The organism is Dactylosporangium sp. CS-047395 (genome assembly GCF_050942185.1).
Taxonomy (GTDB): domain Bacteria; phylum Actinomycetota; class Actinomycetes; order Mycobacteriales; family Micromonosporaceae; genus Dactylosporangium.
This window is the reverse complement of sequence record NZ_CP192015.1, coordinates 7597108-7623006: the sequence shown is the minus strand read 5'-3', so window position 1 is coordinate 7623006 and position 25899 is coordinate 7597108. Positions and strand designations below refer to the sequence as shown.

Here is a 25899-nt window from a genome sequence, read left to right as displayed (position 1 = left end):
CCACCGTTTGTGCCATCGAGGGGCCCTGGCTGTGACCGGGGCCACACGGGCGCCTTTTGTCCGATTCGGGCGGCTTGTCGGTAGCTAGGTTCGCCGCACCACCCGCCGAATCACCCGACCGGAAGGAGCCCTGTGCGCCTGCCCGCCTTCATGCAGTCCCGCCGCGCCCGCCTGGCCGCCGTGGCCGCGATCGTCGCCGTCCCGGCCGTCGCGCTGCCCATCGTGTTCTCGAGTCGCGATGGCGGACTGCCCGGCACCAGCGCCGACAGTGCCTACGCGTTCCCGGCCACCCCCGACCACATCCCGGACACCCCGGTCCGCGTGAACCAGGTCGGCTACCTGCCGGACGGCCCCAAGCGGGCCACCGTCATCTCCGACTCGGCCCAGCCGCTGCCGTGGCAGCTCAAGGACAACGCCGGCAAGGTCGTCGCCTCCGGCGAGTCGGAGCCCCGCGGCATGGACGCGAGCTCCGGCCAGCAGACGCACGTCGTGGACTTCAGCTCGTACCGCGGCACCGGCCACACGTACACGCTCGAGGTCGACGGCAAGGCGAGCCTCCCGTTCGACCTGGACCCCAAGGCGTACCGCCAGCTCAGCATCGACGCGCTGTCGTTCTACTACCCGCAGCGCAGCGGCATCGCCATCGACGACGCCATCGCGCCGGGCTACGGCCGCAAGGCCGGCCACACCGCCGACACGCCGGGCGCCGGCGACACCAAGGTGCCGTGCCAGCCGGGCACCGGGTGCAACTACACCCTGGACGTCACCGGCGGCTGGTACGACGCCGGCGACCAGGGCAAGTACGTCGTCAACGGCGGCATCTCGGTCGCCCAGCTGATGAGCAGCTACGAGCGCTCGCCCAAGGCGGCCGAGGCCCGCGGCCTGCGCCTGCCCGAGCACGGCGGCAAGACCCCGGACGTGCTCGCCGAGGCCCGCTGGGAGCTGGACTTCCTCACGAAGATGCAGGTCCCGGCGGGCGAGCCGCTGGCCGGCATGGCGCACCACAAGGTGACCGACGCCGCCTGGACCGGCCTGCCGACCGACCCGGCCGCCGACACCCAGCAGCGCCAGCTGCACGCCCCGTCGACCGCCGCCACGCTGAACCTGGCCGCGGCGGCCGCGCAGGGCGCCCGGGTCTTCGAGCCCTATGACAAGGACTACTCGAAGAAGCTGCTCAAGGTGGCCGAGACCGCGTACGCCGCGGCCAAGGCGCACCCGATGATGTACGCGCCCGACTCCGACTCGACCGGCGGCGGCGCCTACGGCGACTCCGACGTCAGCGACGAGTTCTACTGGGCCGCGGCCGAGCTCTACATCACCACCGGTCAGAAGGCGTACGCGACCGCCGTGACCAGCTCGCCGATGCACAAGTCCGACGTGTTCGCGGCGCCGTTCGACTGGCGGGCCACCGCCGCGCTGGGCCGGCTCGACCTGGCCACCGTCGACAACAAGCTGGCCGACCGCGACCGGGTGCGCCAGTCCGTCGTCGACGGGGCGGACCGCTACCTCAAGACCATGGACGGTCAGGCGTACGGGCAGCCCTACGCGCCCGCGGCCGGCTACGACTGGGCCTCCAACAGCCAGATCCTCAACAACCTGGCCGTCGTCGGCACCGCGTTCGACCTGACGGGCAAGGCGAAGTACCGCGACGGGGTCCTTTCGGGCCTGGACTACATCCTGGGCCGCAACGCGCTGAACCAGTCCTACGTGACCGGCTACGGCGAGAAGGCCTCGAAGAACCAGCACAGCCGCTGGTACGCCCACCAGCTCGACCCGAAGCTGCCGAACCCGCCGCGCGGCACCCTCGCCGGCGGACCGAACTCGCAGCTGCAGGACGAGGTCGCGAGCGCCGCGCTCAAGGGCTGCAAGCCGCAGCTGTGCTACATGGACGACATCCAGTCGTGGTCGACCAACGAGCTGACCATCAACTGGAACGCGTCCCTGGCCTGGGTCTCGACCTTCGCGGCGGATCAGACCTGAGCGTCGGCGGCGTGGGGCGGCCACGGGTCGCCCCACGCCGCGTCGCGGGCCGCCTTGTAGCGCGGACCCTCCCTTTTGGACACGAGCGTCGGCCCGACGCTCGTGTCCTGCTGGCATACCTGCAGGGTGACGAGCCCCTTGCGGAACGCCGGATGCCGCACGATGCGCCCCGGTGCATTTTCCGGTGTCCGAAGCGCCGCCACGAAGGTGTACTTCTCGTCCTCGTACCCGAGGCTCGCGTCCTTGAGCCGCCGGTGCAGCGCGGAGCGGTTCACCCGGGCCGCGAAGTGGCACCAGTCCTTGCCCGTCATCCCGCACGCCAGCTGGTGCGGGCAGGGGGCGGCGACGTGCCAACCGGCGGCGATGAGCTGGTCGCGGGCGGCGAGCATCCGTCGGTACCCCGGCGGCGTGCCCGGCTCGATCAGCACCACGGCCTGCCGTGCGGCCGCGGCCGCCCCGGCCACGAGCTCCCGCTGGGCCGTGTCGTCCAGCTCGGTGAGCACGTAGGAGACGGTGACCAGGTCGGCGGCGGGGACCGGCTCGCCCAGCCGCCACTGCTGCCACCCGATGCCCTGGTCCTTCGCGATGCGCTCGCCGAGCTTGAGCGCCTCCGGCACCTGGTCGAGCACGGTCGCCTCGATGGCGCCGAACAGCTCGCGGGCCGCCCAGACCGCCGCGCCGGTACCGCCGCCGAGGTCCACCTGACTCGCCGGCGCGATCGGCGGCAGCTGCCCGAGCGCGGCGAGCACGGCGGCGTGCGTGGCCGGCATGCGGTAGGCCGCGTACGCCGTCGCGTCGACCATGGTCCGGATCAGCGGCTCGTCCGCGGGGCGCCCGCTGCGGTAGTCCTCGATGAGGCGCCGCACCGACTCGGTCAGCCGGGCCGGGGGCACGTCGGCGAGCAGCGCGTCGAGCGCCTCGCGCAGGTCAGCCACGGCGCAGCCGCCACAACCATCGCAGGACCAGCAGCGTGGCCACCCCCGCCACCACGATCGCGGCCAGGTTGATGAGCAGCTGCAGCGCCGAGCCGCCGGCCTCGTGCGGCACCCCGTAGGCCAGCGCGACCGCGATGTTCGCCGCGGCCGGCACGGTGGTGACCGAGATGAGTACGCCGATCAGCGGCCCGGCCTTGGCCGAGGTGAGCGACAGCATCCCGGCGACCCCGGCGAAGAACCCGACCACCCAGGACAGCGCGTCGGGCCGCCAGATGAAGTCGGTCAGTGGCCGCTCCCGCAGCAGCATATCCTTGTCGACCAGGCCCAGCGCGTCGAGGCCCCACGTGGTCAGGATGGTCACCACGATGCCCACCGGGAAGCCGACCCCGAGCGCGAGCAGCGACCGGCGGATCGAGCGCGCGCGGCGGCGCACGATCCCGACGCTCAGCGACGCGAGGGGGCCGTACTCGGGCCCGACGACCATCGCACCGACGATCAGGATCGGCTGGTCGAGCAGCACCCCGATGCCGGCGATGATCGTGGCGACCGCGAGCAGGGCCAGGAACGTGCCGGAGATCTCCGTCTCCTCGCCGGTCTTGTGCTCGATCTCGTCCCACACGACCGCGTCGCCGGACAGCCCGGGCGCGGCGTCCGCGGCCCGCTGGGCATTGCGCGACAGCGCGGCGTCGACGGTCTCGATGGCGATCGAGCCGTGCTCGTGGACGCCGAGCTTGCGCAGCCCGGAGAGGATCGGGGTGGCCGCCTCGCGGACCACGTCGGCGAGCACGAGATCCCCGGCCGGCTCGCGGGCCGCCCCCGCCAGGACGACCACGTTCGTCGCCCCGGCCTCTGTCGTCAGCAGTCCCAGGACCCGCTCGGTGTCCTCGGGTGGGCTGATCACTCTCAGGTGCAGCATCGGACCATTATCACGAGACCGGCCGGGCGTTCCTGCGAAGCCCCTGGGGACGCCCGGCCGGTCTCCGTCACGAGAGCGGCCGGTATCCCTCGAAGGCCGTCTCCACCGTTCCCTCGCCGTGGGTCAGGCCGGGCAGGGCGCGCTCCAGGTCGGGCAGGCGTCTCGCGGCGATGGTGCCGCCGAGGGTGAACCGGCCGCGGGCGGTGCCGGGCACGTCCGGGACGGCGCCGAAGCGGGGCAGGGCGCCGAGGGTGGCGGTGAGCGCGTCGGCCGGGCCCTCGATGGCGAAGCGGTGGACGGGTTCGCACAGGACGGTACCGGCGGCGGCTAATGCTTTGGACAGCAGCTCGGGAACCAGGCGGCGATAGTCGCCGGCGGTGCTCATCGGCGCCGAGTAGCCGCAGCGCGTCACGGTGACCCGCGCGTCCGCCACGTCCCAGCCGTGCAGGCCGCCGCGGGTGAAGGAGTCGCGGCAGTACCGGGTGATCGCGTCCTGGAAGTTGGCGGCGGTCTTGTAGACGTACATCGGGATGTGCTCGACCGGCACCCGCACCGCGACCTCGAGGCCCGCGCCGGGCGCGAGCTCCAGCTCCAGGGTCGCCATGTGCGGGTTGCCGTCCTTGCCGATGACCGCGCCGGCGCGGGCCCGGCCGGCGGGGCGCTCCAGGTGCAGGGTGACGGTCTCGCCGAACGTGACGGCCAGGTCGTACTCCTCGGCGAGCGTGTCACGGACGACCTCGCGCTGGACCTCGCCGTACAACTTGATCCTCAGCTCGTGGCTCTCCCGGTCCATGCGCAGGTCGATCAGCGGGTCCTGGTCGGCGAGGCGTTGCAGGGCGCGGTGCAGGTCGTTGCGGCGGGCGGGGTCCTTCGGCTCCACCGTGGCCTCCAGCGTCGGCGGGGCGAACACCGCCGGTCGGGTGGCGCCGGCGCCGATGGTGTCGCCGATTTTGAGGGCGTGCAGGCCGTACACGCGGCCGATTTCTCCGGCTCGAATGCTGGTGCGGTGGCCGTCGTCGATCGCGGTGACCTTGTCGTTTCCTATTCGTTGGCGGGCCTCGAGGACGCCCTCGTGCACGCGGACGTAGGCGGCCCGGTTGCGATCGATCTTGAACACGGTGGCGTGCAGTGGGGCTTGATCATCGGTGTTCGCGGCCGGCAGCTGGTCCTGGATGGCCCGCGTGAGTTCGGCGATGCCCTCGCCGGTGATCGCCGAGCCCTGGTACGCCGGCATGATCCGCGCTTCGCGGGTGAGCCCGGCGGCGTCGATCGCCCGGTTGTCCAGGTAGGCGGCCAGCGCGCGGTCGTCGCAGTCGGCGAGGGCTTCTTCGTGCTCGCGCCACATCGGGATGGCCCCGGGTCCGATCTGCTGGATCACGCGGTCGGGGTCGGCGCCCACGCGGTCGGTCTTGTTGACGAAGACGAGCGTCGGCACTCGGAGGCGTTTCAGGGTACGCAGAAGGATGCGGGTCTGCGCCTGCACGCCCTCGACCGCCGAGACGACGAGGATCGCCCCGTCGAGCACGCGCAGGGCCCGCTCCACCTCGGCGATGAAGTCCGGGTGGCCGGGCGTGTCGATCAGGTTCACGGTCAGCGCGCCGAGCCGGAACGTGGCCACGGCGGTCTTGATCGTGATCCCGCGGCGGCGCTCCTGCTCCAGCGAGTCGGTCTGGGTGCTGCCCGCGTCGACGCTGCCGAGGCGCTCGATGGCGCCGGCGTCGAACAGGAGGCGCTCGGTCAGGCTGGTCTTACCGGCGTCGACGTGCGCGACGATGCCGAGATTGAGGATGCTCAAAACGGGTCAGGTCCTTCGGAGGCGAGGTGGGCTGCGGCCGGGACGTGACGCGCTGGCGCATGGTTCCCCCTCGCACTCGTTGGACCTGACGGCGCGACTGTACCGCGTTTTTGTCGTACCCCCTTGCTATTTTGTCGCCATCTGTTGGACGTGAGAGAGGTTCGGGTCGATGGCGCAGACGACGTATCTGGAACTGTCCGAGGACTCCGGGAGCGCGCACAAGTTCTACGAGGTCGTCCTCGACGGCAACCAGATGACGATCCGCTACGGGCGCATCGGCGACTCGGGCCAGTCCAAGACCACGACGTATTCGGACGCCGCCAAGGCCCAGGCCGACGCCACGAAGAAGATCGGCGAGAAGGTCCGCAAGGGCTACGCCCCGGCGGTGCCCGGCCAGCGCGCGCCCCGGTCGGTGACCCGCCGCCAGATCGTCAGCCAGAGCTCGACCGCCAAGACCGCCCCGGTGCTGTGGAAATACCGCTCGGGCGCGCCGGCCTTCGGCATCTTCATCGACGACGACGTGTGCATGGTCGGCAACGAGAAGGGCACGATCACCGTCCTGCGCCACGACGCCACGGTGGAGCGCCAGTTCCAGCTCCCCGACGGCGTCAAGTGCATCGTGGCCGACGACGCCTGGATCTACGCCGGCTGCGACGACGGCAACGTCTACGACCTGTCCGGCAAGGTGCCCCGCCTGGCCTACGCGATCGCCCCCGACATCGACATCTACTGGCTCGACATCCACGACGGCATCCTCGGCGTGTCCGACGCCAAGGGCGGCGTGTGCAGCATCGACCACGAGGACGAGTTCCTCTGGCGCCGCCAGGGCCACGGCGCCGCCGGCTGGATGGTCCGCTGCGACGCCACCGCCGTCCACCACGGCCACAGCCGCGGCGTGACCAGCTACGACTGGCGCACCGGCGACGAGCTGTGGAACCAGCCCACCAACGGCGCCGTCCTCTTCGGCTGGCAGGAGTCCGACTCCGTCTACGCCGGCATGTCCTCCAACGCCGTCCTGCAGTTCCACAAAGACGGCCGCCCCGGCGTCACCTTCCGCTGCGACAACACCATCTTCTCCTGCGCCGCGGCTCCCGACGGCCGCTACGTCTTCGCCGGCGACTACCGCTCCTCGGTCTACTGCTTCGCCGCCGACGGCACCCGCCTGTGGAAGCTCGGCACCGGCTGCGGCAGCGCCTACTCGATGCAGTACCACGACGAGAAGCTCTACATCGTCACCACCGACGGCTCCCTGGCCTGCATCGACGCGAGCGAAACAGCCGTCCGCGCGGCCGAGCAGGGCGTCATCCCCGACTTCGTCGACGTCAAGGCCCCCACCGCGATGCGCAGCGTAGCCCCGTCCACCACGGTCGAGGTCACCCACGACGCCACCCCCGCCGACGGCGTCGTCGTCGAATGCGTGCAGGAGGGCAGCCGCTTGCGGATTCGCGTGGTGAGCGCGGGCTACCACCAGGACTGGCAGGTCCAGTTCCCGAAGGGCATCCGCGAGCCGGGGGCGCGGTACGTGGTCTCCGACGTGCGGGAGGCTTCGCGGGGCGGGTTTTATCGGGCGTTCGGCGACATTCGCAAGCTGGTCTGACCAGGCTCCACCCGGGGCGGCGCCGCTCGAAGCGTTGGCGCCGCCCCGGGACACTGCCACGTCCGGCCGATCCGGCTCTGCTGCTGGGGCTGGTCCGGCGCCTGACTGCCATCAGTTCGGGGACACCATGTTGGACGAACAGCGGCTGGTCGGCTGGGGTGCCTCGATGCGGGCCGCCGTGGCGCGGGCGTTGCGCGACATCCTGTCGACCTATCCGTTTGAGCCGGGAGCTCAGACTGTGGGGCCGCCGGCGCCGGAGGCGGATCTCGCCGCGCTTCGGTCGCGTGTGCCTTGGGTGCCTGACGACCTGGTCGCGGTATGCCGGTGGGTGGGCGAGGTCTCGCTGCCTGACATCGCTAACGGCTACTTCATGTTCGGGCCGAGGTACATCCACGGCGTGCTCGACCACGATGACGGGCGTGCGGATCGCATCGGTGAACTGTTCGCCGAGGATGTCGACGTGGTCGTGTTCGGCAGCGACGGCGGCGGCACGCTGTACGCGATCGCGGTGGGCGGCGTCGGCACCGTGTATCGGCTGGACGGATGTGCGTACCAGGCAGGCGCATACCGCGGCCGCGCCGGCTCCGGCGTGACCGCAGTCGCCGAGCATCTCGACGATTTCCTGGAGAGGCTGCTGGCCGCGGTCGAGGCGTTCGCCGACGACGGGCGTATCAGCGACCTCTGAAGCGTATCGGCCCCGGACCTTGGTTTCTGGCCCCAGCCGGGTCGTGAAGTTCCCGCGACTCCTTGGATGACTGGTGGCGCTGGGACCTCAAGCAGTGTCGGCTGGTCTGGTCCTTGACCAACCTGAAGTGAAAGTCGTAGCTTACGTTCGTGGCTGCTTTCAAAGCGCATCAGGGCTGGGAGGCTTTGGGCGATCCCAGCCGGTTCGCGATCGTGCAGTGCCTGGCTGATCGTCCGCGCGCGGTGGGCGATCTGGCCGAAGAGTTGCCGATCAGCCGCCAGGCGGTCTCGCAGCATCTGCGGGTGTTGCGGGACGCGGGGCTGGTCGCCAGCCAGGCTGATGGGACTCGCCGGATCTACCGACTCAACCCGGCCGGCGTCACCGCGCTCAAGGACCAGCTGGACACGTTCTGGCGCCGAGCTTTGGACGGCTTTCAGAACACGGTCGAGGACAACACCGAGGAGAGCTCATGACGCAAGCTGATGTTGCGGTGGTGCGCCGCGCGATCGTGGTTGCTGCGCCGATCGACAAGGCGTTCACGGTGTTCACCGACCGATTCGGCGACTTCAAGCCGCGGGAACACAACCTCCTGCGGGTGCCGATCGCCGAGACCGTCTTCGAGCCCCGGGTCGGTGGCAACATCATCGACCGCGGCACTGACGGCAGCGAGTGCCGGTGGGCCCGCATTCTGGCCTACGACCCGCCCCGGCGCGTGGTGTTCTCCTGGGACATCGGCCCGACCTGGCAGATCGAGCGCGATCCGGGACACACGAGCGAGGTCGAGGTGACCTTCACCGAGGAAACGCCCGACCGGACCCGGGTCGAGCTGGAGCATCGGCATCTGGACCGGCACGGCCCCGGCTGGGAGTCGGTGCGCGACGGTATCGGGCACGACGAGGGTTGGCCGCTCTACCTCGACCGTTACGCAGCCTTGTTCGGTCAGGTCGGCTGATGGCCGCGATCGTCACCAGCATCGAGGTCGACCGCCCGGCGGAGGCGGTGTTCGCCTACGCTACTGACCCGACCCGCTTCCCCGAATGGCAGCGAGGCGTTGTCTCTGGCCATCTGGAAGCCGGCGGTCCGCCGACGGTGGGCACGAGATGCCACACCGTGCGCCGTATCGGTGGCGCTGAACGGCCCAGCGTCTCCGAGGTCACGCATATCGACGCTCCGAAGACCTGGGGTGTCCGCGGGATCGATGGGCCGATCCGGGCCATCGTGGAGGTCACGGTCGAACCGCTCGACGCCGGCCGCTCACAATTGACCATCAGCGTCGATTTCATCGGCCACGGGATCGGGAAGATGCTCGTGCCGCTGGTGGTGCGCCGTGAAGCGGTCAAGGAGATGCCCGCCAACCTGGCCGCCCTGAAGCATCGCGTCGAGCAGCAGTCCTGACACATGAGGCCGCGGCACACGCCGGCCGCCGGTTTCGGGTTGCCAGCCCTCGATGTCGTCGGGCCAAGGCGCAGGTCGGCCGTGGTCGTCCCAGAAGCTGGTCTCGGCGCCTGCGCCGTTCGAGGTTTCCGCGGCGCCGGGACCGCCGAGCGCAGCGCCTCCCGCACGGTGCGCCGATGCACACCATGCCGCTCAGTCAGCGCGCGGATCGAGAGCTCTTCACGGCGCGCGTCACGCCGGATCGCCTCGAACAGCTCCACCCGGGATTTCAACCAGCCCTCTACCGCGATGCGGCACGGAACCGCCGAAATTCAGCCTGCAGGTGGAGCCAATATCAACCGTCACAAACACCAGGCAGGTCACCCAGGTGGGGCCAGATACCGCCGTCACACCACGACGCCTCGAGCCGGTGGGGCCAGCTTCGCCCGTCACACCAATCAATCGACATCACTCCTGCTGGGTCCGGATATCTCCCTCCTCCTGGGGCCGGCGAGGTCCGTCACAGCCAGCCGTGGGACTCGTGGACGTCGTCGATCACCGCGGTCGCCGTGGCCCCGTTGGCTTCCAGGCGGGCGTGGTCGTACCACAGCTTGATACCGAGGCCGAGGACGAGGACGAGGTCGGCGAGGACTGTCATCATGGCGGTGCCGAACCAGAACCGCGGGCCCGGAACGGCGCGCTGACCACCGACCCGCCGAGACCCTGGCATGCCGACCACGCGCCGAGCGTACGAAACGATCGCACGTCGACCGTCAGGCGTTGCCGTGGCGCGCGGCGGTAGGGTCGAGCGATGTCGATCGAGGTGGTGTACGAGACGCATGCGTTGACCGAGGACAACGAGAACGGCATCGCGACCGGGTGGCTGCCCGGGCGGCTCAGCGAACGGGGCCGCCGCAACGCCGTCGTCATGGGGCACAGGCGGCGGGACGACGGGATCGCTGCGGTGTTCTGTTCGGACCTGCGGCGCGCGGCTGAGACCGCCGAGATCGCGTTCGGGAGCACGGACATCCCCGTCCTGTACGACTGGCGGCTCCGCGAGTGCGACTTCGGCGATCGCAACGGAACGGCCGGGGACGCGATGAAGCGGGACCGCCTGGACTACGTCGACCGGCCGTACCCCAACGGGGAGAGCCACGCCCAGGCGATCGCGAGAGCGGCGGCCGTGTTGGAGGATCTGCCGAGCCGGTGGGCGGGGCGGCGGGTCATGGTGATCGGCCACCTCGCCACCTACCGGGCCCTCGAGCACGTCGCCACCGGCCGGAGTGTCCGTGAGCTCGTCGCTGACACGTTCATCTGGCGGGAGGAAGGGTGGGAGTACCGCTACGGGACAACTGAAGGCGGCTGACCGGGCAAGGGGGAGTCGTCGCGGTACAGGACCTCGTTCACCCGTTCCGCGAACTTCCAGCCGTCGGCGGTGTGTTCGTAGCGGTCGTGGTAGACGCCGTGGATCTGGAAGGCGGTGCCGTCTCGGAAGCGGCCCAGTTCGTGGACGTACGTGCGGCCCGTGGCCTGGTGGCCGTCCAGCGCTATCGTGCCCGGGTGGGCCTCCTGGACGAAGAACTCCCACAGGTCCCGCAGGCGGGTCAGGCCCTCGCGGATCTCGGCGTGGCCGGTGAAGGTGACGTTCGCGGCGGGGATGCGCCAGATGCCGCGGTCGGTGAAGAGGGCGGCCATGCGGTCGGGGTCGCCGGTGACGCCGGCGTCGTTGAACTCGCTGCGGAGGGACTCGATCTCGAAGCGGTCGGCCAGTGACACGATGTACCCCCTCAAAGCGGGCAAAAGCCAAGTATGCCGCGGCCGGCTGACATTTCCAGAGGACGGATCGTCATAGGGGTCATGGAGGAACGACGGCAGTTGCTCAACGTCGCGTACCGGCTGCTCGGGTCGCTGGCCGATGCCGAGGACGTGGTGCAGGAGGCGTACGCGCGGTGGTATGCGCTTGAGCAAGAACAACGCGACGAGATCGTGGTGCCGGGTGCTTGGCTGACGACCGTGACCAGCCGGATCTGTCTCGATCTGCTCGGGTCGGCGCGGGTGCGGCGGGAGCGGTACGTCGGCGAGTGGATTCCTGAGCCGCTGCCGCCGCAGAGCGAGGAGGGCGATCCGGCCGATCGGGTCACCCTGGACGAGTCGGTGAACATGGCGTTTCTCGTGGTGCTGGAGAACCTGACGCCGGCCGAGCGGGTGGCGTTCGTCCTGCATGACGTGTTCCGCTACTCGTTCGCCGAGGTGGCCGGGATCGTGGGGCGGACGCCGGGCGCGTGCCGGCAGCTGGCCACGTCCGCGCGGCGGCGGATCCGGGAGGCGCGGGTCGGCACGGAGTCGCGGCAGCGGCGGGCGGGTGTGGTGCGGGCGTTCGCGCAGGCGTGGGCGGCGCGGGACATCGCGGCGCTCGTCGGGCTGCTCGATCCGCAGGCGATGGCGGTCTCCGACGGGGGCGGGATCGTGCCGGCCGCGCTGGAGCCGATCACCGGGGCCGAGCGGATCGCCGAAGGGCTGGTCGAGATCATGCGGCTGGCCGGGCTCGTGCTGCACGAGCGGATGGTGAACGGGCAGCCGGGGCTGGTGGCGGAGCTTGACAACCAGACGTCGACCGTGATGGCGTTCGAGATCTCCGGTGACCGCATCACCCGGATCTGGGCCGTGCGCAATCCGGAGAAGTTGCGCACCTGGACAAGGGGAACTGTGGGATGACGTGGGCGCGGCCGACCGGGATCGGCCTTCTCGTGGTGGCCGCGCTGTTCGGCATCGGCGTGCGGGTCGAGATCGGCCACGAGACCACGAACTGGGCGATCACCGCCGTCTACATCGTCCTCGGCGTCATCGCGGCGGTCGCCGGGGCCGGACTCATGATCATGGCCCAGAGAACGAGTCGCTGAAGAACACCGCCATCCGCGCCTCGACCGCGGCGTGCGCCTCGCGGGCGCGGCGGGCCGCCAGCAGGGCGCGGACGCGGTCGCCCCGGCTCAGCTGGATCTCCGCGATCGTGGCCAGGGCGTGCGCCCGCAGCAGCCGGTACCCGCCCCGCTCCGTCAGCAGCAGCGCCGCCCGGGCGTGCTCCAGGGCGGCGTCCAGCCGGTCGAGGTCGTGCAGCGCCCCCGCCAGGCCGATCGAGGCGGCCGCCCGGTGGTACGCGGTGCCCACGTCGGCCAGCAGCGTGCACGCCTCGCCGTAGAGCTCCGTCGCGCGCTCCGCCCGGCCCATGCCCCGGCTCGCCTGCGCGAGGGCGATCAGCGCTTGGGCGGTACCATAGCTGCCTTCCAGATCGCGCGCCGTGTCGACCGCCGCCGTGGCGAGTTCGAGGGCCCGTTCCCGCCGGCCCAGGTCGGCCTGGATCGTGGCGAGCAACGACAGGATCGTCGTCTCGTGCAGCCGGTTGCCGACGTCGCGGCACAGGCCCAGGGCCCGCTCGGCGAGCGCCAGGGCGTCGGCGAAGCGCCCCATCGCCTGGTAGGTGGCGGCGAGCGACTCCAGCAGGTAGGCGGTGGTCCGGGAGGCCTCGCCGAGGGTCAGGGCCATCCGCAGGCTCTCGTCGAAGCACTCCGTCGCCTCGGTCAGCCGGCCGGTCACGTGGTGGTGGTGGCCGAGCGAGTCCAGGAACGCGACCAGCAGCCGGGTCGAGCCGTGCTCGCGGGCCAGCGCGATCGCCGCCGTGTGCTGCTCCAGCGCCTCGGCCGGGCGGCCCAGCTCGTCGTAGAAGATGCCGAGGTTGTTGCGCGCGCAGGCCATCCCCTCGATCCAGCCGCCGGCCTCGGCCAGGCGCACGGCGCAGCGCAGCGACTCGACCGCCTCGTCGTGCCGGCACAGCCACTGGTTGGCGTGGGCGAGCCCGATGTGCATGGCGGCCTGGCCGTTGACGTCGGCGTACACCTCGGCCGCGGCCAGCCCGGCCCGGCACACCGCGAGCCAGGCGAACAGGTGCCCGCCCTGGGACAGGAAGCCGCGCATCGCGTCGGCCAGCCGCCACGCCATCTCGGGCTGGGCGTCGGCGACCGCGTGCCGGACCATCGAGACCAGGTTCTGCCGCTCCGCCTCCAGCCACGCCCGGGCCTGGGCGGTGCCGCAGAACCGCGGTGCCGTTCCGGTGTACGGCAGCCGCACCAGCTGCGGGTACAGCTGGGAGGCGGCGGCGTCGAGGGTGCCGAGGTACCAGTCGTAGATGCGCCCCAGCGCCGCCGCCCGCTCCTGGGCCGGGTCGTCGGCGGTCGCCCGGGCCCGGGCGTAGGAGCGCAGCAGGTCGTGGAACGTGAAGCGGTCCGGCGCCGACTCGACCACCAGGTGCGCGGCCGCGAGCCGGTCCAGCAGCGCCGCCGCCTCCGCGCCCGGCAGCCCGGCCAGGGCCCCGGCGGCGGCCGCCGTGCAGTCGTTGCCGGGAGCCAGCCCGAGCAGGCGGAACAGGCGCTGGGCGTCGGCGGGCACCGAGCGGTACGACACCTCCAGCGCACTGTGCACCGCCCGCTCCCCGTCCACGGCGAGCGCGGTCAGCGGGTCGGCCGCGCGCATCTGGGCCACGTGCGCGGCGATGCTGCGGTGCGGGTGGTTGATCAGATCGGCCGCGCTGATCCGCAGGGCCAGCGGCAGGAACGCGCACGCCTGGGCGAGCTCGGCGGCCGCGTCCGGCTCGGCCGCCACCCGGTCCGCGCCGAGCATGTCGGACAGCAGCGCCCGGGCCTGCTCCGGCGGCAGGATGTCCAGGGTGAGCCGGCGGGCCCCGTCGTGCGCGACGAGGCCGGTGAGCCGGTCCCGGCTGGTGACCACGACCAGGCAGCCCTGGCCGCCGGGCAGCAGCGGCCGCACCTGGTCGACCGAGCGGGCGTTGTCGAGGAACAGCAGCACGCGGCGGGTGGCGAGCATCGAGCGGTACAGCGCCGAGGCCGCACCCACGTCGTCGGGCACCCGGTCCTCGCGCACCCCGAGCGAGCGCAGCAGCCCGCCCAGCGCCTCGATCGGCGGCACCGGACGGTCGCGCGAGGCGTACCCGTGCAGGTTCACGTACAGCTGCCCGTCCGGGAACCGGCCCGCGATCCGGTGCGCCCAGTGCACGGCGAGCGCGGTCTTGCCGACCCCGGCCGTCCCCGCGATCGCCGTCACCACGACCGGCCCTCCGCCGCCGGCCGCCTCGGGCAGCATCGCGTCCAGCTTGCCGAGCTCGTCGTCCCGCCCGACGAACCCCGCCACGTCCGCGGGCAGCTCGGCCGGGGTCGGCGGGCGGGGCGCGGTGGGCATGGGCGGCTGCGGTACCGCCACCGGAGCGACCGGCTCCCGCGGATGCCCGTCGACGGCGTGGGCGTCGGCGTGCAGGTCGGCCCGCAGGATCCGGCCGTGCAGCTCGCGCAGCTGCGCCCCGGGCTCCAGGCCGAACGAGTCGCGCAGCGTCCGGCGCAGCTGCTCGTAGGAGTCGAGCGCGGCCACCCGGCGGCCCTCCCGGTGCAGGGCGACCATCAGCTGGCCCCGCAGCCGCTCGCGCAGCGGGTGCTCGGCCACCAGCTGGGTCAGCTCGGCGATCCGCTCGTGGTGGCGGCCCGCGGCCAGCTCCACGTCCATGAGCTCCTCGGTGGCGGCCAGGCGCAGCTCGTCGAGCGGGTCGGTGACCCGGCGGCGCAGCCACGGCCCGGCCACGTCCGCGAGGGCCGGCCCGCGCCACAGCCGCAGGGCGGTGCGCAGGAACGCGGCCGCCCGGTCGGGGTGGTCGGAGGTGCGGGCCCGCTGGACCAGCATCTTGAACCGGGCCACGTCGACCTGCTCGGGCGCGACCTCGAGGGCGTAGCTGTCGCCCTTCGTCACCAGCCGCACCCCGTGCCCGGCGGCGTCGGCCGCGTTGAGGTGCCCGCGCAGCCGGGCCACGACCACCTGCAGCGCCGCCCGCGGGTCCGGCGGCGGCTCGCCCTCCCAGATCAGCTCGGCCAGTCGCTCGTTGTGGATCGGGCGGCCGTTCTCCAGCAGCAGCAACGCCAGCAGGCAGCGCTCCTGGCGCCAGCCCAGCTTGATCGGACGACCGGCGATGTCCGCTTCGACCGCGCCGAGTAATCGGAACTGCACGATCGAACACTATCGCTCTCCCGCAATTTCGGAACGCCGCCGGATACGAACCGCGATGACGGAACGCCACCGCAAGCGAACCGCAAGTGAGCACCGCAGGCGGCCGCAACCGGTGCGCAGGCGGCGGGCAGAACACTCAGGCGCCATGCGGACCTATCAACTGGGCCGGGGCGAGAACCGCCCCGTCGGCGACGTGGACGTGTTCCGGTGGGACGGCTACGAGGGCGTGGGCGCGATGCCGTTCCGCGCCATGTGGTACCGGGTGCCGGCCGGTGGGATCAGCCCGGCCGACCAGCATCCGGAGCTGGAACTGTCGATCGTCGTGCGCGGGGACGCCGCGGTGGAGGTCGACGGCCGCGAACCGGTCGAGGTCGCCACCGGCGACGCGTTCCTGCTCGAATCCGGCGAACGCCACGTAGTCCACAACCGGCGCGAATCCGAGCCTCTCGTGATTTTCAGCGCGTACTGGTACCAGAAGGAGGCCGACCATGGCTGAGCAGGAGCCGCTCGTCGACGTCGTCTCCATCCCGCCGCCCACCGCCAACGGGCCGTTGCACGTGGGGCACCTCTCCGGGCCGTACCTGGCCGCCGACTTCGCCGCCCGCGCGGCCCGGGCCCGCGGCGAGCACGTGCTGGCCATGGCCGGCGTCGACGTGCACCAGAACTACGTGCTGACCCGGGCCGAGCTCGACGGCGTCGACGTGGACAAGATGGTCGACGGCTACCGCGACGACATCGTGGAGGCGTTCCGGCGGGCCCGCATCGAGTACGACGCGTTCGTCGACCCGCGCGCTCCCGGCTACGCCCCGGCGCTGGCCACGATGGCCGCCCAGCTGGTCGAGCGCGGCGCGCTGCCACTGCGCGAGCTGGAGCTGCACCGCTGCGCCGGCTGCGCGCGGACCCTGCACCACTCCTACGTCGAGGGCCTGTGCGGCGCCTGCGGACACGAGGCCTGCGGCGGCGGCTGCGAGGGCTGCGGCGGGTTCACCTCGGCCCAGACCATGGTCGAGGTCCGCTGCGCCCGCTGCGGCGGCGCCCCGGTGCCGTTCACCGCGACGGTGCCCGTGCTCGACCTGGAGGCCCACCGCGCCGCGCTGCAGTCGCTGTGGCTGCGCGCCGAGCTGCCGGTCGACGTGCGGGCGCTGATCGACACCGCGCTGGCCCGCCCGCTGCCCGCCATCCCGGCCGCGTACCCCACCGACTGGGGCGTGGCCGGCAGCGGCCCGCTCGCCGGGCTGCGCCTGGACGTGTACGTCGAGGTCTGCCTGAACTTCGTGCGCGGCGTGGCCCAGGCCCTGCGGCCGGGCGTGCCCGAGGACGCGGCCGCCTTCGCCGACGTGTGGCGCCGCCGGGTCCGCGGCATGTGGAACTTCTACGGCATCGACAACGCGTACTTCTACGGCATCATGTGGCCCGCCCTGCTCGCCACGGCCGGCGTCGACCTGGGGCGCCTGGCCGGGATGAGCGTCGTCAACCGGTTCTTCACCCTCGACGGCTTCAAGTTCTCGACCAGCCGCAACCACGCGGTGTGGGCCAACGACCTGCTCGCCGAGGCCGACCCCGGGATCGTGCGGCTGTTCCTGGCCTTCAACCGGCCCGACCGGGTCGGCAGCGACTTCACCCGCGAGACGTTCGAGGCGTTCGCGGCGTACGTGCGCCCCCTGCTCGACGGGGCGACCCACCCCGACGCGCTGCCGCCCGAGCTGCTCGCGGCCGAGCGGCAGCGCGGCGAGCTGGCCCTGCGCTACGTGGACTTCGACGCCCCGCTGGCCGCCCGCGCCCTGGTGAGCCTGCTCGCCGCAGGCAGCCCGGACGCGGCGACGTTACGGGCCGTGCTCACCGGCCGGCGCTGATGAGGGTCGGCATCCTCGGCGCCGGGATCGCCGGCTCCCTGCTCGCGTGGCGCCTCGCGCGGGCCGGGGCCGACGTCGCCCTCGCGACCGGCCCGCCCGGGCTGCGCGACGCGACCGGCGCCTCCGGCGGGGCGGTGCGCGGCTACGAGCCCGACGCCGAGCAGCGCGGGCTCGCCGTGGCCAGCCTCGCCGAGCTGCTCGCCGAACCGGTGCTGCGGCGCTGGGCCGCGTTCCGGCCGCTGCCGTCGGTGATCGTCGGCCCGGCCGACGAGCGCGCGCTGGCCGGCCTCGACGCGCGGATCATCGGCGAGCGGGAGCTGACCGCGCTCGGCTGGGCGTCCCTCGCGCCCGGCACGAGCGCGGTCCGCGACGACAGCGGCGGGCGGATCGACCCGGCCGCGCTGCGGGCCGCGGTGCTGGCCGACCTGGCCGGCCGGCCGCGGGTGACGGTCGCGCCCCGGCTGGCCGGCGAGCCCGACGTGCTCATCTACGCGGCCGGCGCCTGGACGCCGGCGCTGCTGGCCCGGGCCGGGCTGGACGGGCTCGGGCTCAAGGTCAAGGCGATCCGGTACACCGTGCACCAGTGCCGGGGGCCGCTGCCGCCGATCTTCTCCGACGGGCCGCTGTACGGCATCCCGCTCGGCGGCGACCTGCTGCTCGCGGGCGTCGCCGGCGACGAGTGGGGTGCCGCGCCCGGTGCGCCGCCGCCGCGCCCGGTCGCCGACGTGGCCCGGATGCTGCGCCGCCGGCTGCCCGGGCTGCGGCTCGGCCCGCCGGTGCGCCGGGCCGACGCCACCGACTGCTACGCCGACCCGCCCGTGCTGCGCCTGCGTGACGTGCCCGGCACCGGCGGCCGGGTGCTCGCCTTCACCGGCGGCTCCGGCGGTGCGGCCAAGACCGCGCTCGCCGCCAGCACCCTGGCCGCCGACCGCATCCTCGCTTTCTGTGCAGACCACCACACCCAGGAGGAAACCCGTGCACAGCAATGATCTGCCGACGTACCACGTGGCCGGGATCGGGGCCGGACCGGCCAATCTCAGCCTCGCCGCGCTGTTCCCGGCCGCGAACCTCGGCCGCATCGCGCTCTTCGACAACCAGCCCGGCCCGGCCTGGCACCCGGCGCTGCTGAGCCCCGGCGTGCGGATGCAGACGTCGTGGATGAAGGACCTGGTGTCGCTGGTCGATCCGCAGCACCAGCTGACGTTCATGAACTACCTGGTCACCTCGGGCCGGTTGTTCGCGCTGCTCAACGCCCAGTTCGACACGATCCCGCGGCTGGAGTACGTCCGCTACCTCACCTGGGCCGCCCGCCGCATCGAGGGCATCCACTACAACACCTCGATCGAGCGGGTGACGTACACCGACGGCGGCTTCGAGCTGTACGCCGGTGGGCGTCCGGTGGCCCGCGCGCACCACCTGTCGATCGGGGTCGGCACCCGCGCCACCCGGCCCGGCTGGATGACCGGCCTGCCCGAGCACGCCGCGTTCATCGCCGACGACCTCTGGCGGAAGATGGACGCCCTGCGCACCGACCTCGACGCCCCGATCGCCGTGGTCGGCGGCGGGCAGACCGGCCTCGAGTGCGTGCTCAAGCTCATCCACGCCGGCTTCACCGACGTGCGCTGGCTCGGCCGCCGCCAGTGGTTCCAGACCATCGACGACTCGCCGGTGGCCAACGAGTTCTACCGCCCGGCCCACCAGCAGTTCCTGCAGCAGCTCAGCCGGGGCACCCGGCGCCGGCTCGTGGTCGAGCAGGGCCCGACCGGCGACGCGCTCACGCCCGGCGCGCTGCGGGTGCTGTACCAGGCCAACTACGACCGGATGCTCGACCTGGACCGGTTCCCGGCCGTGCTGTACCCGGGCCGGGACGTGGTCGCGGTCGAGGCGGACGGGGCCGACCTGGTGATGCGCTGCGAGACCCCCGGCGGGCGGGAGGAGCACCGGGCCCGGCACGTCATCGTGGCCGTCGGGCGCGAGGCCAGCCCGGTGCCGTTCGACGACGACCTGGCCGAGCGGGTCGAGTTCGACGACGACGGCGACATGCTCATCGAGCCCGACTACTCGCTGCGCTGGAAGGGCATGAACGGGCACCGGATCTTCGTGCTCAACCGGGCGCGGTACAGCCACGGCGTCCCCGACGCCAACCTCACCCTGCTGCCGGTGCGGGCCGCGACCGTCATCAACGCGATGGCCGGGCGGGCCGTGTTCGGCGTCATCGACGAGTTGTGCCCGGTGCGGTGGATCGCATGACGTACCACCAGACCTACGACGGCCTGATCGTGCAGCCGGAACAGCCCAACGGCGCGCGGGGCCGCTACCACCAGCACGGCGAGCTCGTCTGGGCCGAGTTCGAGGGCGGCCCGGTGCGCACCGGGCGGCTGGTCGGCACGCGCACCGCCGACGGCGTCATCAGCGCGGCCTACTGCCAGGTCATGGCCGACGGAGCGGTGGTCGCCGGCACCTGCGTGAGCACCCCCGACCGGCTCGCCGACGGCCGGCTGCGGCTCACCGAGCAGTGGCGGCGGGCCGACGGCTCGGCGGGCGTGTCCCGGATCGAGGAGGTGCCGGCATGAACCCCCTGATCCTGCTCGTCGGCACCGGGCACAAGGACTATCGCCGGTACCTCCTGGAGGAGATCGCCCCGCACTACCGCCTGCACCTCGTCAGCCCGGCCGCGCCCACCTGGGAGGAGCCGTACCTCGCCGGCTCGACCCGGGTGGCCGACCTGAGTGACGTGGACGCGCTGACGGTCGCGGCCAAGGACGCCGGCGAGGTGGCCGGCGTGCTGTGCTGGGACGAGGCGTTCGTGCTGCCGGTGGCCCGGCTCGCCGACGCCCTCGGCCTGCCGGGCCCGGGGGAGACCGCCGTCGCCGCCTGCCGCGACAAGCACCTGACCCGCACCGCGCTCGCCGCGGCCGGGGTCGCCCAGCCGGAGTCGGTGCTCGTCGCCTCGGTCGAGGAGGCCCTGGCCACGGCGGAGCGGATCGGCTACCCGGTGGTGCTCAAGCCGCGGGCCCTCGCGGCCAGCCTCGGCGTCGTGCGGGTCGACACCCCCGAGCAGCTGGCGGCGAACTTCGCGTTCGCCCGGGACACCACCGTGCCGGGCGCGCCCGCCTACGACGTGTCGGTGCTCGTCGAGCGCTACGCCGACGGCCCCGAGATCTCGGTCGACGCGGTCGTGCACCGGGGGCGGGTGACGCCGATGGTGCTGGCCCGCAAGGAGCTGGGCTACCCGCCCTACTTCGAGGAGCTGGGCCACACGGTCGACGCGGGCGACCCGCTGCTGTCCGATCCGGCGATCCTGACGGTCCTGCGGCAGACCCACGAGGCCCTCGGGTTCACCGACGGCGTGACCCACACCGAGCTGCGGCTGACCACCGCCGGGCCGGTCGTCATCGAGGTCAACGCGCGGCTGGGCGGCGACCTGATCCCCTACATCGGCGGCCGGGCGAGCGGCGTCACCCCGGGGCTGGCGGCCGCGGCGGCCTGCTGCGGCATCGCGCCCGGGGTGAACACGACCAGGGCCCTCGTGGCCGGGGTGCGGTTCCTCTACGCCGAGGCCGACGACACCGTGATCGCCACCATCGGCTTCGCCGACGGGCCGCTGCCGGAGGCGGTCGACCGGATGGTGCTCGTGGCCGGGCCGGGCACCGTGGCCTCGCCGCCGCCGAAGGGCACCACCATGGGCCGGCTCGGGTACGTCACCGCCGTCGCGCCCACCGCCGCCGAGGTCGCCGCCGCGCTCGACGCCGCCGCAGCCGCCCTGCGGGTGACGACATGACCGACACCGTCGTCAAAGCGCCCGAGGACGGCGCGGGGGTGCTCGCCACGCTGCGGGCCACCCCGGCGCCGGTGCGGGCCCTGCTCGCCGGCGTGCTCGTCAACCAGCTCGGGACGTTCTTCCAGGCGTATCTCGTGCTGTTCCTCACCGCCCGCGGCTTCACCTCGGCCCAGGCCGGCTGGGCGCTCGGCGTCTACGGCGCCGGCCTGGTCGTCGGGCTGCTGGCCGGCGGCGCGCTCGGCGACCGGCTCGGGCCGCGCCCGACCACGCTGCTGTCCATGGCGGGCTCGGCCGTGCTGCTGCCCACCGTGCTCTACCTGCACCAGTACGCGGCCGTGCTCGTGGTCGTGGCGCTGGTCGGGGCCACGACGCAGCTGTTCCGCCCGGCCGCCTCGGCGATGCTGGCCACGCACACCGCCAAGCACCGCCGCGTGATGATCTTCGCGGTGTACCGCCTGGTGCAGAACATCGGCGCCACCACCGCTCCGCTGCTCGGGGCGCTGCTGGTGGCCGTCTCCTACGACCTGCTCTACTGGGTCGAGGCGGCGTCCACGGCGGCGTTCGCGGTCCTCGCCGTGTTCCTGTTCCCGCGCGGGCACGGCGAGCACGCGCCCGAGGGCCAGGACCGGGGCGGCTATCTCCCGGTGCTGCGGGACCGGCGCTACACGCTCTTCCTGCTGGCGATGTTTTTGAACGTGTTCGTGTACGTCCAGTACGTCGCCGTCCTGCCGCTCGCGATGCGCTCGGCCGGGCTGGCCACCGGCTGGTACGCGGCCATGCTGTCGCTCAACGGCTTCATGGTGGTCGCGTTCGAGCTGCTGATGACCAAGGTGACCCAGCGCCGGCCGCCCCGGTACGTCGCCGCGGCCGGGTTCCTGCTGCTGGCGATCGGGCACTCGCTGTACGGCTTCCAATGGGGCGTCGTCTGGTTCGTGGCCGGCACCGTCGTGTGGTCCCTCGCCGAGCTGATCGGCGGCCCGACGATGTTCGCGTTCCCGGCCCTGGCCGCGCCCGAGGAGCTGCTGAGCCGCTACCAGGGCGCGGCCCAGGCGATGTACGGCCTCGGCACGGTCCTCGGCCCGGTCTGCGGCGTCGCGCTGTGGCTCGCCCTCGGCCCGCCCGTGTGGTGGGTCTTCGGCCTGATCAGCCTGGCCGGGCTCGGCGCGGCCTGGTCCGGGATGCGCCGCGTCGGCGCCGCCCACGAGTCCTGAAAGGGGAATTCCATGCAGGAGCAGCGATACGCGGTCATCGTGGAGCCGGTGTCGACCGGGCACGAGTACGCCGGGGCCTTCCGGGCCGAGGGGCTCGAGCCGATCGCGGTGATGATGGCCGACCACGCGGTCGACGCGGTGCACGACACCTGGCACCCGGAGAACTTCGCCGCGGTGCACGTGCTCGGCGACCGGAGCGTCGAGGATCTGGCGGAGGAGCTGCGGCGGTACCGTCCACAGTGGCTCGTCGCCGGCAGCGAGATGGGCGTGGAGCTGTGCGACGCGCTGACCGCCGTGCTGTGTCCCGGTACCGGCAACGAGCTCGCGTCCACGTTGGACCGCCGCGACAAGTGGCACATGGCCCAGGCCCTCGCCCGGGCCGGGCTGCCGCACCTGCGCCAGTTCTGCTCGGCCGACCGGGACGCGATCGAGGCCTGGATCGCCGAGCAGGGCCTCGCGGGGGAGCGGTTCGTGGTCAAGCCGCCGAAGTCCGGGGCGACCGACGACGTGCACCTGATCCTGCCCGGCGAGGACTGGCACCCGGTCTTCGACCGCATCCTCGGCAAGATCAACCACACCGGGGTGCGCAACGACGCCGTGCTGGTGCAGGAGTTCGGGGAGGGCACCGAGTTCCTCGTCGACACCTACTCGGTGGACGGCCGGCACGGGCTCGTCGACGTGTGCCGGTACGCCAAGCACCGCCGCGACGACCGGATCGGCATCTACGAGCGGGTCCAGTTCCTCGCGCCCGACGACCCGGACGTGGCCGAGGTGGCGCCGTACGTGTTCGCCGTGCTCGACGCGCTCGGCGTGCGCAACGGCCCGGGGCACAGCGAGGTCATGCTCACCAAGCACGGCCCGCGGCTGATGGAGACGGCGGCCCGCCCGGCCGGCGGCGGCCACCAGATGATCACCCGGATGTCCACCGGGGACAGTCAGATCGCCCGGACCGTCGCGCACCGGCTGCGGGGCGAGTTCCGGCCCGGCTACGCGCTGCGGCAGCACCTCTCGGCCGTGTTCATCTCGTCCCCGGCCGCCGGCATCTGGCGCAACGGCGACATCTTCGACGGCGTCGACGCGCTGCCGACGTTCGTGGACAAGCACTTCCCGCACGGCACCGGCGACCTGGTGCCCGCCACCGACGACCTGGTCACCTACCTGGCCTGGGTGATCCTGGCCGGCCCCGACCCGGACCAGATCGAGGCCGACTACCAGCGCATCAAGGCGATCGAGAGCCGGATCGAGATCGAGCGGGAGGACGCGTGAACGCCGTCACCGAGGCCTACCTGGCGGCGGTGGCCGCCGGCCGGATGCCGCACGAGGAGCTGGCCAAGGCGATCCGGGCCACCGGGCTGCACGACGCCATCTACCGCAACGGCCACCTGGCCCGCCCGCTGTTCCTGACCCGGGCCGACCGCGAGCGCCTGGACGCCGACCTGCGCACGCTGCACGGGCTGCTGACCGGCCTGCCGGACCGGCTGTTCGACGGCGACGCGGGCGCGTTCGCCGCCGCCGTCGGCGCCCAGGGCCCGCAGGTCGGCGCGGCGCGCACGGCCGCCGGGCAGGCGACGACGCTGTCGCGGGCCGACCTCTACCCGGCCGCCGACGGCTTCAAGCTCCTGGAGCTCAACGTGAGCGGCGCGGTCGGCGGGCTGGAGAACTCGATCCTCAACGCGGCGTACCTGGACAGCCCGCACTTCGCCGAGTTCGCGGCCGCGCACGGGCTGGGCTACGCCGACACCATGGCCCTGCTGGGCGAGACCCTGCGCGGCGAGGCCGGCGACGGCTCGGTGGTGGCGATCGTGGACTGGCCGGACAGCTACCCCGAGCTGGAGCCGATGCTGCGCAAGACCGCGGCCCGGCTGACCGATTACGGCATCGACGCGCTGGTCGGGCACGCGGGCCAGGTCGAGTGCCGCGACGGCGCCGTGTTCCTGGGCGGGCGGCGGGTCGACGTGGTGTACCGGCTGTTCCTCATGGAGGACCTGCTGCGGCCCGGGGGACCGGCGCTGCTGGACCCGCTGCTGGCCGCCGCGGCCCGCGGCGAGGTGGCGATGTTCACCCCGATCGCGTCCGAGCTGTACGGCAGCAAGGCGGCCCTGGCCCTGCTCTCCGACGAGCGGCACCGGGACCGGTTCGACGCGGCCGAGCTGGACGTGGTCGACCGGGTGCTGCCGTGGACCCGGATGCTGCGGCCGGGCACCGTCACCGTCGACGGCGAGCGGGAGGACCTGCCCGGCTACGCGCGGCGGGACCGGGAGCGGCTGGTGCTCAAGGCGACCATGCTCCACGGTGGCACCGGCTTCGTGGCCGGCTGGCGCACGGACCCCGACGCGTGGGACCGGGAGCTGCGCGCGGCCGAGGGCGGGCCGTACGTGCTCCAGCGCCGGGTCGTCCCGGTGCCGGAGCTCGTCCCGGAGCCCGACGGCACGCTGCGGCCGTGGGTGGCCGTGTGGGGCGCGTTCCTGACCGGCCGCGGCTACGCCGGCACCTACATCCGGGCCGTCGCGGGCACGGACGCCGGTGCGGTCGTGGCCGGCGGCTCACTGACCGGCTGCGTGTTCCACGAGGACTGATCGCGCGATGGCGGCGACCGGGTCGAGGTAACTGGCGGCGACGAGGGCGATCCACTGGTACACGGCGTCCTCGTTGTCCGCCAGCGGCCCGGGCACGTAGTGCGGGGAGCTCAGCCCGCGCTGCACCGACTCGGTCGCGGCCCAGTCCTGCCGGTTGGTGAGGTCCCAGAAGTCGACCGCGTACGCGGGGTCGTCGATGCCGTCCGGGAAGTACCAGCTGCACTCGATCGCGGTCCGGTCGGGCGCGAGCGGGGTGAGCCGGTGGGTCATGATGTAGTCCGGGTGCGCGCTGATCAGCAGGTTGGGGAACAGCGCCACGTAGAGGATGGTCCGCCGGGGCGCGCCGTCGATCCACACGCCGGTGCCGCGGCCGTCGAAGGACATCGTCTCGGCGTGCTCGCGCAGGTCCATGGTGCCGCCGACCCAGGCGCCGGGCAGGACCCAGTTGTCGCCGGACGTCGGCGGGGACACCTTGCACAGCTCCGGGTGGATCAGCGGGCAGTGGTAGCACTCCTGGTAGTTCTCGACGATCGCCTTCCAGTTGGCCCGCACCTCGTAGTCGTGCCGCGCCTTGAGGCGCATGGTCTCCGGACGGTACGGCGCGAGCAGCCCGTCGAGCGCGCCCGTGTACTGCTCGACGGGCGGCGCCGGGTGCCCCGCGTTGACGAGCACCCAGCCGTGCCAGACCGCCACCGGCAGCTCGACCAGCCCCAGTTCGGCCGCGTCGAAGCCGGCCACCCCGGCCATGTGCGGGGCGGAGGCGAGCGAGCCGTCGAGGCGGAAGGCCCAGCCGTGGTACGGGCAGACGGCCGCCGCCCGGTCCGCGCTCGCGCCACTGGCCAGCAGCTCGTGGCCGCGGTGCCGGCAGACGTTCGCGAACGCTTTGACCTCGGCGCCGAAGGTCAGCAGCACCCCGACGTCGCCGGCCGTCACCGCGCGCTGGTTGCAGCCGTCGGACAGCTCATCGAGGCGGCCCAGGCACAGCCAGGAGCCGGCGAACAGGTGGCGGCGCTCCCAGGCGAGGACGGCCGGGTCCAGGTACGCGGCGGCCGGCAGGGTCCGGCTGGACCCGAACGGCCGCAGCGCCGGCTCGACCCCGGCCGGGTCGAGCGGCGCCGCGTGCGGTTGCGTCATCC

At 72.9% G+C, this 25899-nt stretch carries 25 protein-coding genes; 18 read left to right on the top strand and 7 right to left on the bottom strand.

All coding sequences use genetic code 11. The annotated features are described in order from the left end of the window. Positions 1-132: 132 nt before the first annotated feature. Positions 133-1980: a glycoside hydrolase family 9 protein gene (locus tag ACQP00_RS35910; RefSeq protein ID WP_433204430.1), complete on the top strand. Its 1848-nt coding sequence runs from the start codon at positions 133-135 to the stop codon at positions 1978-1980. Here ACQP00_RS35910 and ACQP00_RS35905 read toward each other — a convergent pair. The 3 genes from ACQP00_RS35905 to ACQP00_RS35895 all read right to left on the bottom strand — a co-directional run bounded on the left by ACQP00_RS35905 (position 1971) and on the right by ACQP00_RS35895 (position 5626). Further along, positions 1971-2915 carry a small ribosomal subunit Rsm22 family protein gene (locus ACQP00_RS35905; protein WP_433204427.1) on the bottom strand — a complete coding sequence of 315 codons (945 nt, stop codon included), beginning with the start codon at positions 2913-2915 and terminating at the stop codon, positions 1971-1973. The two genes, ACQP00_RS35910 and ACQP00_RS35905, sit on opposite strands and share 10 nt — an antisense overlap. Beyond that, positions 2908-3831, bottom strand: coding sequence for a DUF389 domain-containing protein (locus tag ACQP00_RS35900; protein ID WP_433204424.1), 924 nt, complete (start codon positions 3829-3831; stop codon positions 2908-2910). The genes ACQP00_RS35905 and ACQP00_RS35900 overlap by 8 nt, the downstream gene beginning before the upstream one ends. A gap of 67 nt (positions 3832-3898) precedes the next feature. After that, positions 3899-5626 carry a GTP-binding protein gene (locus tag ACQP00_RS35895; protein WP_433204421.1) on the bottom strand — a complete coding sequence of 576 codons (1728 nt, stop codon included), beginning with the start codon at positions 5624-5626 and terminating at the stop codon, positions 3899-3901. Positions 5627-5795: 169 nt separating this feature from the next. Here ACQP00_RS35895 and ACQP00_RS35890 point away from each other — a divergent pair, with 169 nt between their 5' ends. The 5 genes from ACQP00_RS35890 (at position 5796) to ACQP00_RS35870 (ending at position 9303) form a co-directional block, all read left to right on the top strand. After that, positions 5796-7223: a WGR domain-containing protein gene (locus tag ACQP00_RS35890; RefSeq protein ID WP_433204418.1), complete on the top strand. Its 1428-nt coding sequence runs from the start codon at positions 5796-5798 to the stop codon at positions 7221-7223. A 127-nt stretch (positions 7224-7350) separates the two neighbouring features. Next, the gene (locus ACQP00_RS35885; protein ID WP_433204415.1) at positions 7351-7908 is read left to right on the top strand and encodes an SMI1/KNR4 family protein; all 558 of its coding nucleotides are present in this window, start codon (positions 7351-7353) and stop codon (positions 7906-7908) included. 149 nt (positions 7909-8057) lie between these two features. Beyond that, complete coding sequence (locus ACQP00_RS35880) at positions 8058-8381, top strand: ArsR/SmtB family transcription factor (RefSeq protein WP_433204412.1); 324 nt, start codon at positions 8058-8060, stop codon at positions 8379-8381. Next, a complete protein-coding gene (locus ACQP00_RS35875; protein ID WP_433204409.1) occupies positions 8378-8860 on the top strand; it encodes an SRPBCC family protein in 483 nt (160 codons plus the stop codon). Before ACQP00_RS35880 ends, ACQP00_RS35875 begins: the two co-directional genes overlap by 4 nt. Next, positions 8860-9303 carry an SRPBCC family protein gene (locus tag ACQP00_RS35870; protein ID WP_433204406.1) on the top strand — a complete coding sequence of 148 codons (444 nt, stop codon included), beginning with the start codon at positions 8860-8862 and terminating at the stop codon, positions 9301-9303. The genes ACQP00_RS35875 and ACQP00_RS35870 overlap by 1 nt, the downstream gene beginning before the upstream one ends. A 499-nt stretch (positions 9304-9802) precedes the next feature. Here ACQP00_RS35870 and ACQP00_RS35865 read toward each other — a convergent pair whose 3' ends face one another. Beyond that, the gene (locus ACQP00_RS35865) at positions 9803-10021 is read right to left on the bottom strand and encodes a hypothetical protein (protein ID WP_433204403.1); all 219 of its coding nucleotides are present in this window, start codon (positions 10019-10021) and stop codon (positions 9803-9805) included. A 72-nt stretch (positions 10022-10093) separates the two neighbouring features. Between ACQP00_RS35865 and ACQP00_RS35860 the strand changes: the two genes are divergently transcribed. Further along, positions 10094-10648, top strand: a complete 555-nt coding sequence (locus ACQP00_RS35860; RefSeq protein ID WP_433204400.1) for a histidine phosphatase family protein — start codon at positions 10094-10096, stop codon at positions 10646-10648. Here ACQP00_RS35860 and ACQP00_RS35855 read toward each other — a convergent pair. Then, positions 10624-11058 (bottom strand): nuclear transport factor 2 family protein, encoded by a 435-nt coding sequence (locus ACQP00_RS35855; RefSeq protein WP_433204397.1) that lies wholly within the window; start codon positions 11056-11058, stop codon positions 10624-10626. The genes ACQP00_RS35860 and ACQP00_RS35855 overlap by 25 nt on opposite strands. Positions 11059-11139: 81 nt before the next feature. Between ACQP00_RS35855 and sigJ the strand changes: the two genes are divergently transcribed. Beyond that, the gene (gene sigJ, locus ACQP00_RS35850) at positions 11140-11997 is read left to right on the top strand and encodes an RNA polymerase sigma factor SigJ (protein WP_433204394.1); all 858 of its coding nucleotides are present in this window, start codon (positions 11140-11142) and stop codon (positions 11995-11997) included. After that, on the top strand, positions 11994-12182 hold the full coding sequence (locus ACQP00_RS35845; protein WP_433204391.1) for a hypothetical protein: 189 nt from the start codon (positions 11994-11996) through the stop codon (positions 12180-12182). The genes sigJ and ACQP00_RS35845 overlap by 4 nt, the downstream gene beginning before the upstream one ends. On the opposite strand, the gene ACQP00_RS35840 is transcribed toward ACQP00_RS35845, so the two are convergent. Beyond that, positions 12157-15342: an AfsR/SARP family transcriptional regulator gene (locus ACQP00_RS35840; protein WP_433204388.1), complete on the bottom strand. Its 3186-nt coding sequence runs from the start codon at positions 15340-15342 to the stop codon at positions 12157-12159. The genes ACQP00_RS35845 and ACQP00_RS35840 overlap by 26 nt on opposite strands. 145 nt (positions 15343-15487) lie before the next feature. Here ACQP00_RS35840 and ACQP00_RS35835 point away from each other — a divergent pair, with 145 nt between their 5' ends. From ACQP00_RS35835 to ACQP00_RS35795, 9 genes are read left to right on the top strand one after another with little or no spacing between them, the layout of a single operon-like run. Continuing rightward, positions 15488-15838 carry a cupin domain-containing protein gene (locus tag ACQP00_RS35835; protein ID WP_433204385.1) on the top strand — a complete coding sequence of 117 codons (351 nt, stop codon included), beginning with the start codon at positions 15488-15490 and terminating at the stop codon, positions 15836-15838. Then, the gene (locus ACQP00_RS35830; protein ID WP_433204382.1) at positions 15831-17195 is read left to right on the top strand and encodes a class I tRNA ligase family protein; all 1365 of its coding nucleotides are present in this window, start codon (positions 15831-15833) and stop codon (positions 17193-17195) included. Before ACQP00_RS35835 ends, ACQP00_RS35830 begins: the two co-directional genes overlap by 8 nt. Further along, on the top strand, positions 17195-18184 hold the full coding sequence (locus tag ACQP00_RS35825; RefSeq protein WP_433204379.1) for an FAD-dependent oxidoreductase: 990 nt from the start codon (positions 17195-17197) through the stop codon (positions 18182-18184). The genes ACQP00_RS35830 and ACQP00_RS35825 overlap by 1 nt, the downstream gene beginning before the upstream one ends. Next, entirely contained in the window at positions 18171-19445 is a 1275-nt protein-coding gene (locus ACQP00_RS35820) for a SidA/IucD/PvdA family monooxygenase (protein ID WP_433204376.1), read from the top strand. The genes ACQP00_RS35825 and ACQP00_RS35820 overlap by 14 nt, the downstream gene beginning before the upstream one ends. After that, a complete protein-coding gene (locus ACQP00_RS35815) occupies positions 19442-19768 on the top strand; it encodes a hypothetical protein (protein ID WP_433204373.1) in 327 nt (108 codons plus the stop codon). The genes ACQP00_RS35820 and ACQP00_RS35815 overlap by 4 nt, the downstream gene beginning before the upstream one ends. Further along, positions 19765-20976 (top strand): ATP-grasp domain-containing protein, encoded by a 1212-nt coding sequence (locus ACQP00_RS35810; protein ID WP_433204370.1) that lies wholly within the window; start codon positions 19765-19767, stop codon positions 20974-20976. The genes ACQP00_RS35815 and ACQP00_RS35810 overlap by 4 nt, the downstream gene beginning before the upstream one ends. Next, a complete protein-coding gene (locus ACQP00_RS35805) occupies positions 20973-22187 on the top strand; it encodes an MFS transporter (protein WP_433204367.1) in 1215 nt (404 codons plus the stop codon). Before ACQP00_RS35810 ends, ACQP00_RS35805 begins: the two co-directional genes overlap by 4 nt. Before the next feature lie 12 nt (positions 22188-22199). Continuing rightward, a complete protein-coding gene (locus ACQP00_RS35800; RefSeq protein ID WP_433204364.1) occupies positions 22200-23453 on the top strand; it encodes an ATP-grasp domain-containing protein in 1254 nt (417 codons plus the stop codon). Continuing rightward, entirely contained in the window at positions 23450-24763 is a 1314-nt protein-coding gene (locus ACQP00_RS35795; RefSeq protein WP_433204361.1) for a hypothetical protein, read from the top strand. Before ACQP00_RS35800 ends, ACQP00_RS35795 begins: the two co-directional genes overlap by 4 nt. Here ACQP00_RS35795 and ACQP00_RS35790 read toward each other — a convergent pair. Further along, positions 24731-25897 carry an aromatic ring-hydroxylating oxygenase subunit alpha gene (locus tag ACQP00_RS35790; protein ID WP_433204358.1) on the bottom strand — a complete coding sequence of 389 codons (1167 nt, stop codon included), beginning with the start codon at positions 25895-25897 and terminating at the stop codon, positions 24731-24733. The genes ACQP00_RS35795 and ACQP00_RS35790 overlap by 33 nt on opposite strands. Between the last annotated feature and the right edge of the window lie 2 nt (positions 25898-25899).

Excerpts from the sequence above, each read along its gene's own strand:
- ACQP00_RS35900 (WP_433204424.1), bottom strand. The coding sequence starts at position 3,831 with ATGCTGCACCTGAGAGTGATCAGCCCACCCGAGGACACCGAGCGGGTC.
- ACQP00_RS35890 (WP_433204418.1), top strand. The coding sequence starts at position 5,796 with ATGGCGCAGACGACGTATCTGGAACTGTCCGAGGACTCCGGGAGCGCG.
- ACQP00_RS35885 (WP_433204415.1), top strand. The coding sequence starts at position 7,351 with ATGTTGGACGAACAGCGGCTGGTCGGCTGGGGTGCCTCGATGCGGGCC.
- ACQP00_RS35875 (WP_433204409.1), top strand. The coding sequence starts at position 8,378 with ATGACGCAAGCTGATGTTGCGGTGGTGCGCCGCGCGATCGTGGTTGCT.
- ACQP00_RS35870 (WP_433204406.1), top strand. The coding sequence starts at position 8,860 with ATGGCCGCGATCGTCACCAGCATCGAGGTCGACCGCCCGGCGGAGGCG.
- ACQP00_RS35860 (WP_433204400.1), top strand. The coding sequence starts at position 10,094 with ATGTCGATCGAGGTGGTGTACGAGACGCATGCGTTGACCGAGGACAAC.
- sigJ (WP_433204394.1), top strand. The coding sequence starts at position 11,140 with ATGGAGGAACGACGGCAGTTGCTCAACGTCGCGTACCGGCTGCTCGGG.
- ACQP00_RS35845 (WP_433204391.1), top strand. The coding sequence starts at position 11,994 with ATGACGTGGGCGCGGCCGACCGGGATCGGCCTTCTCGTGGTGGCCGCG.
- ACQP00_RS35835 (WP_433204385.1), top strand. The coding sequence starts at position 15,488 with ATGCGGACCTATCAACTGGGCCGGGGCGAGAACCGCCCCGTCGGCGAC.
- ACQP00_RS35830 (WP_433204382.1), top strand. The coding sequence starts at position 15,831 with ATGGCTGAGCAGGAGCCGCTCGTCGACGTCGTCTCCATCCCGCCGCCC.
- ACQP00_RS35825 (WP_433204379.1), top strand. The coding sequence starts at position 17,195 with ATGAGGGTCGGCATCCTCGGCGCCGGGATCGCCGGCTCCCTGCTCGCG.
- ACQP00_RS35815 (WP_433204373.1), top strand. The coding sequence starts at position 19,442 with ATGACGTACCACCAGACCTACGACGGCCTGATCGTGCAGCCGGAACAG.
- ACQP00_RS35810 (WP_433204370.1), top strand. The coding sequence starts at position 19,765 with ATGAACCCCCTGATCCTGCTCGTCGGCACCGGGCACAAGGACTATCGC.
- ACQP00_RS35805 (WP_433204367.1), top strand. The coding sequence starts at position 20,973 with ATGACCGACACCGTCGTCAAAGCGCCCGAGGACGGCGCGGGGGTGCTC.
- ACQP00_RS35800 (WP_433204364.1), top strand. The coding sequence starts at position 22,200 with ATGCAGGAGCAGCGATACGCGGTCATCGTGGAGCCGGTGTCGACCGGG.
- ACQP00_RS35790 (WP_433204358.1), bottom strand. The coding sequence starts at position 25,897 with ATGACGCAACCGCACGCGGCGCCGCTCGACCCGGCCGGGGTCGAGCCG.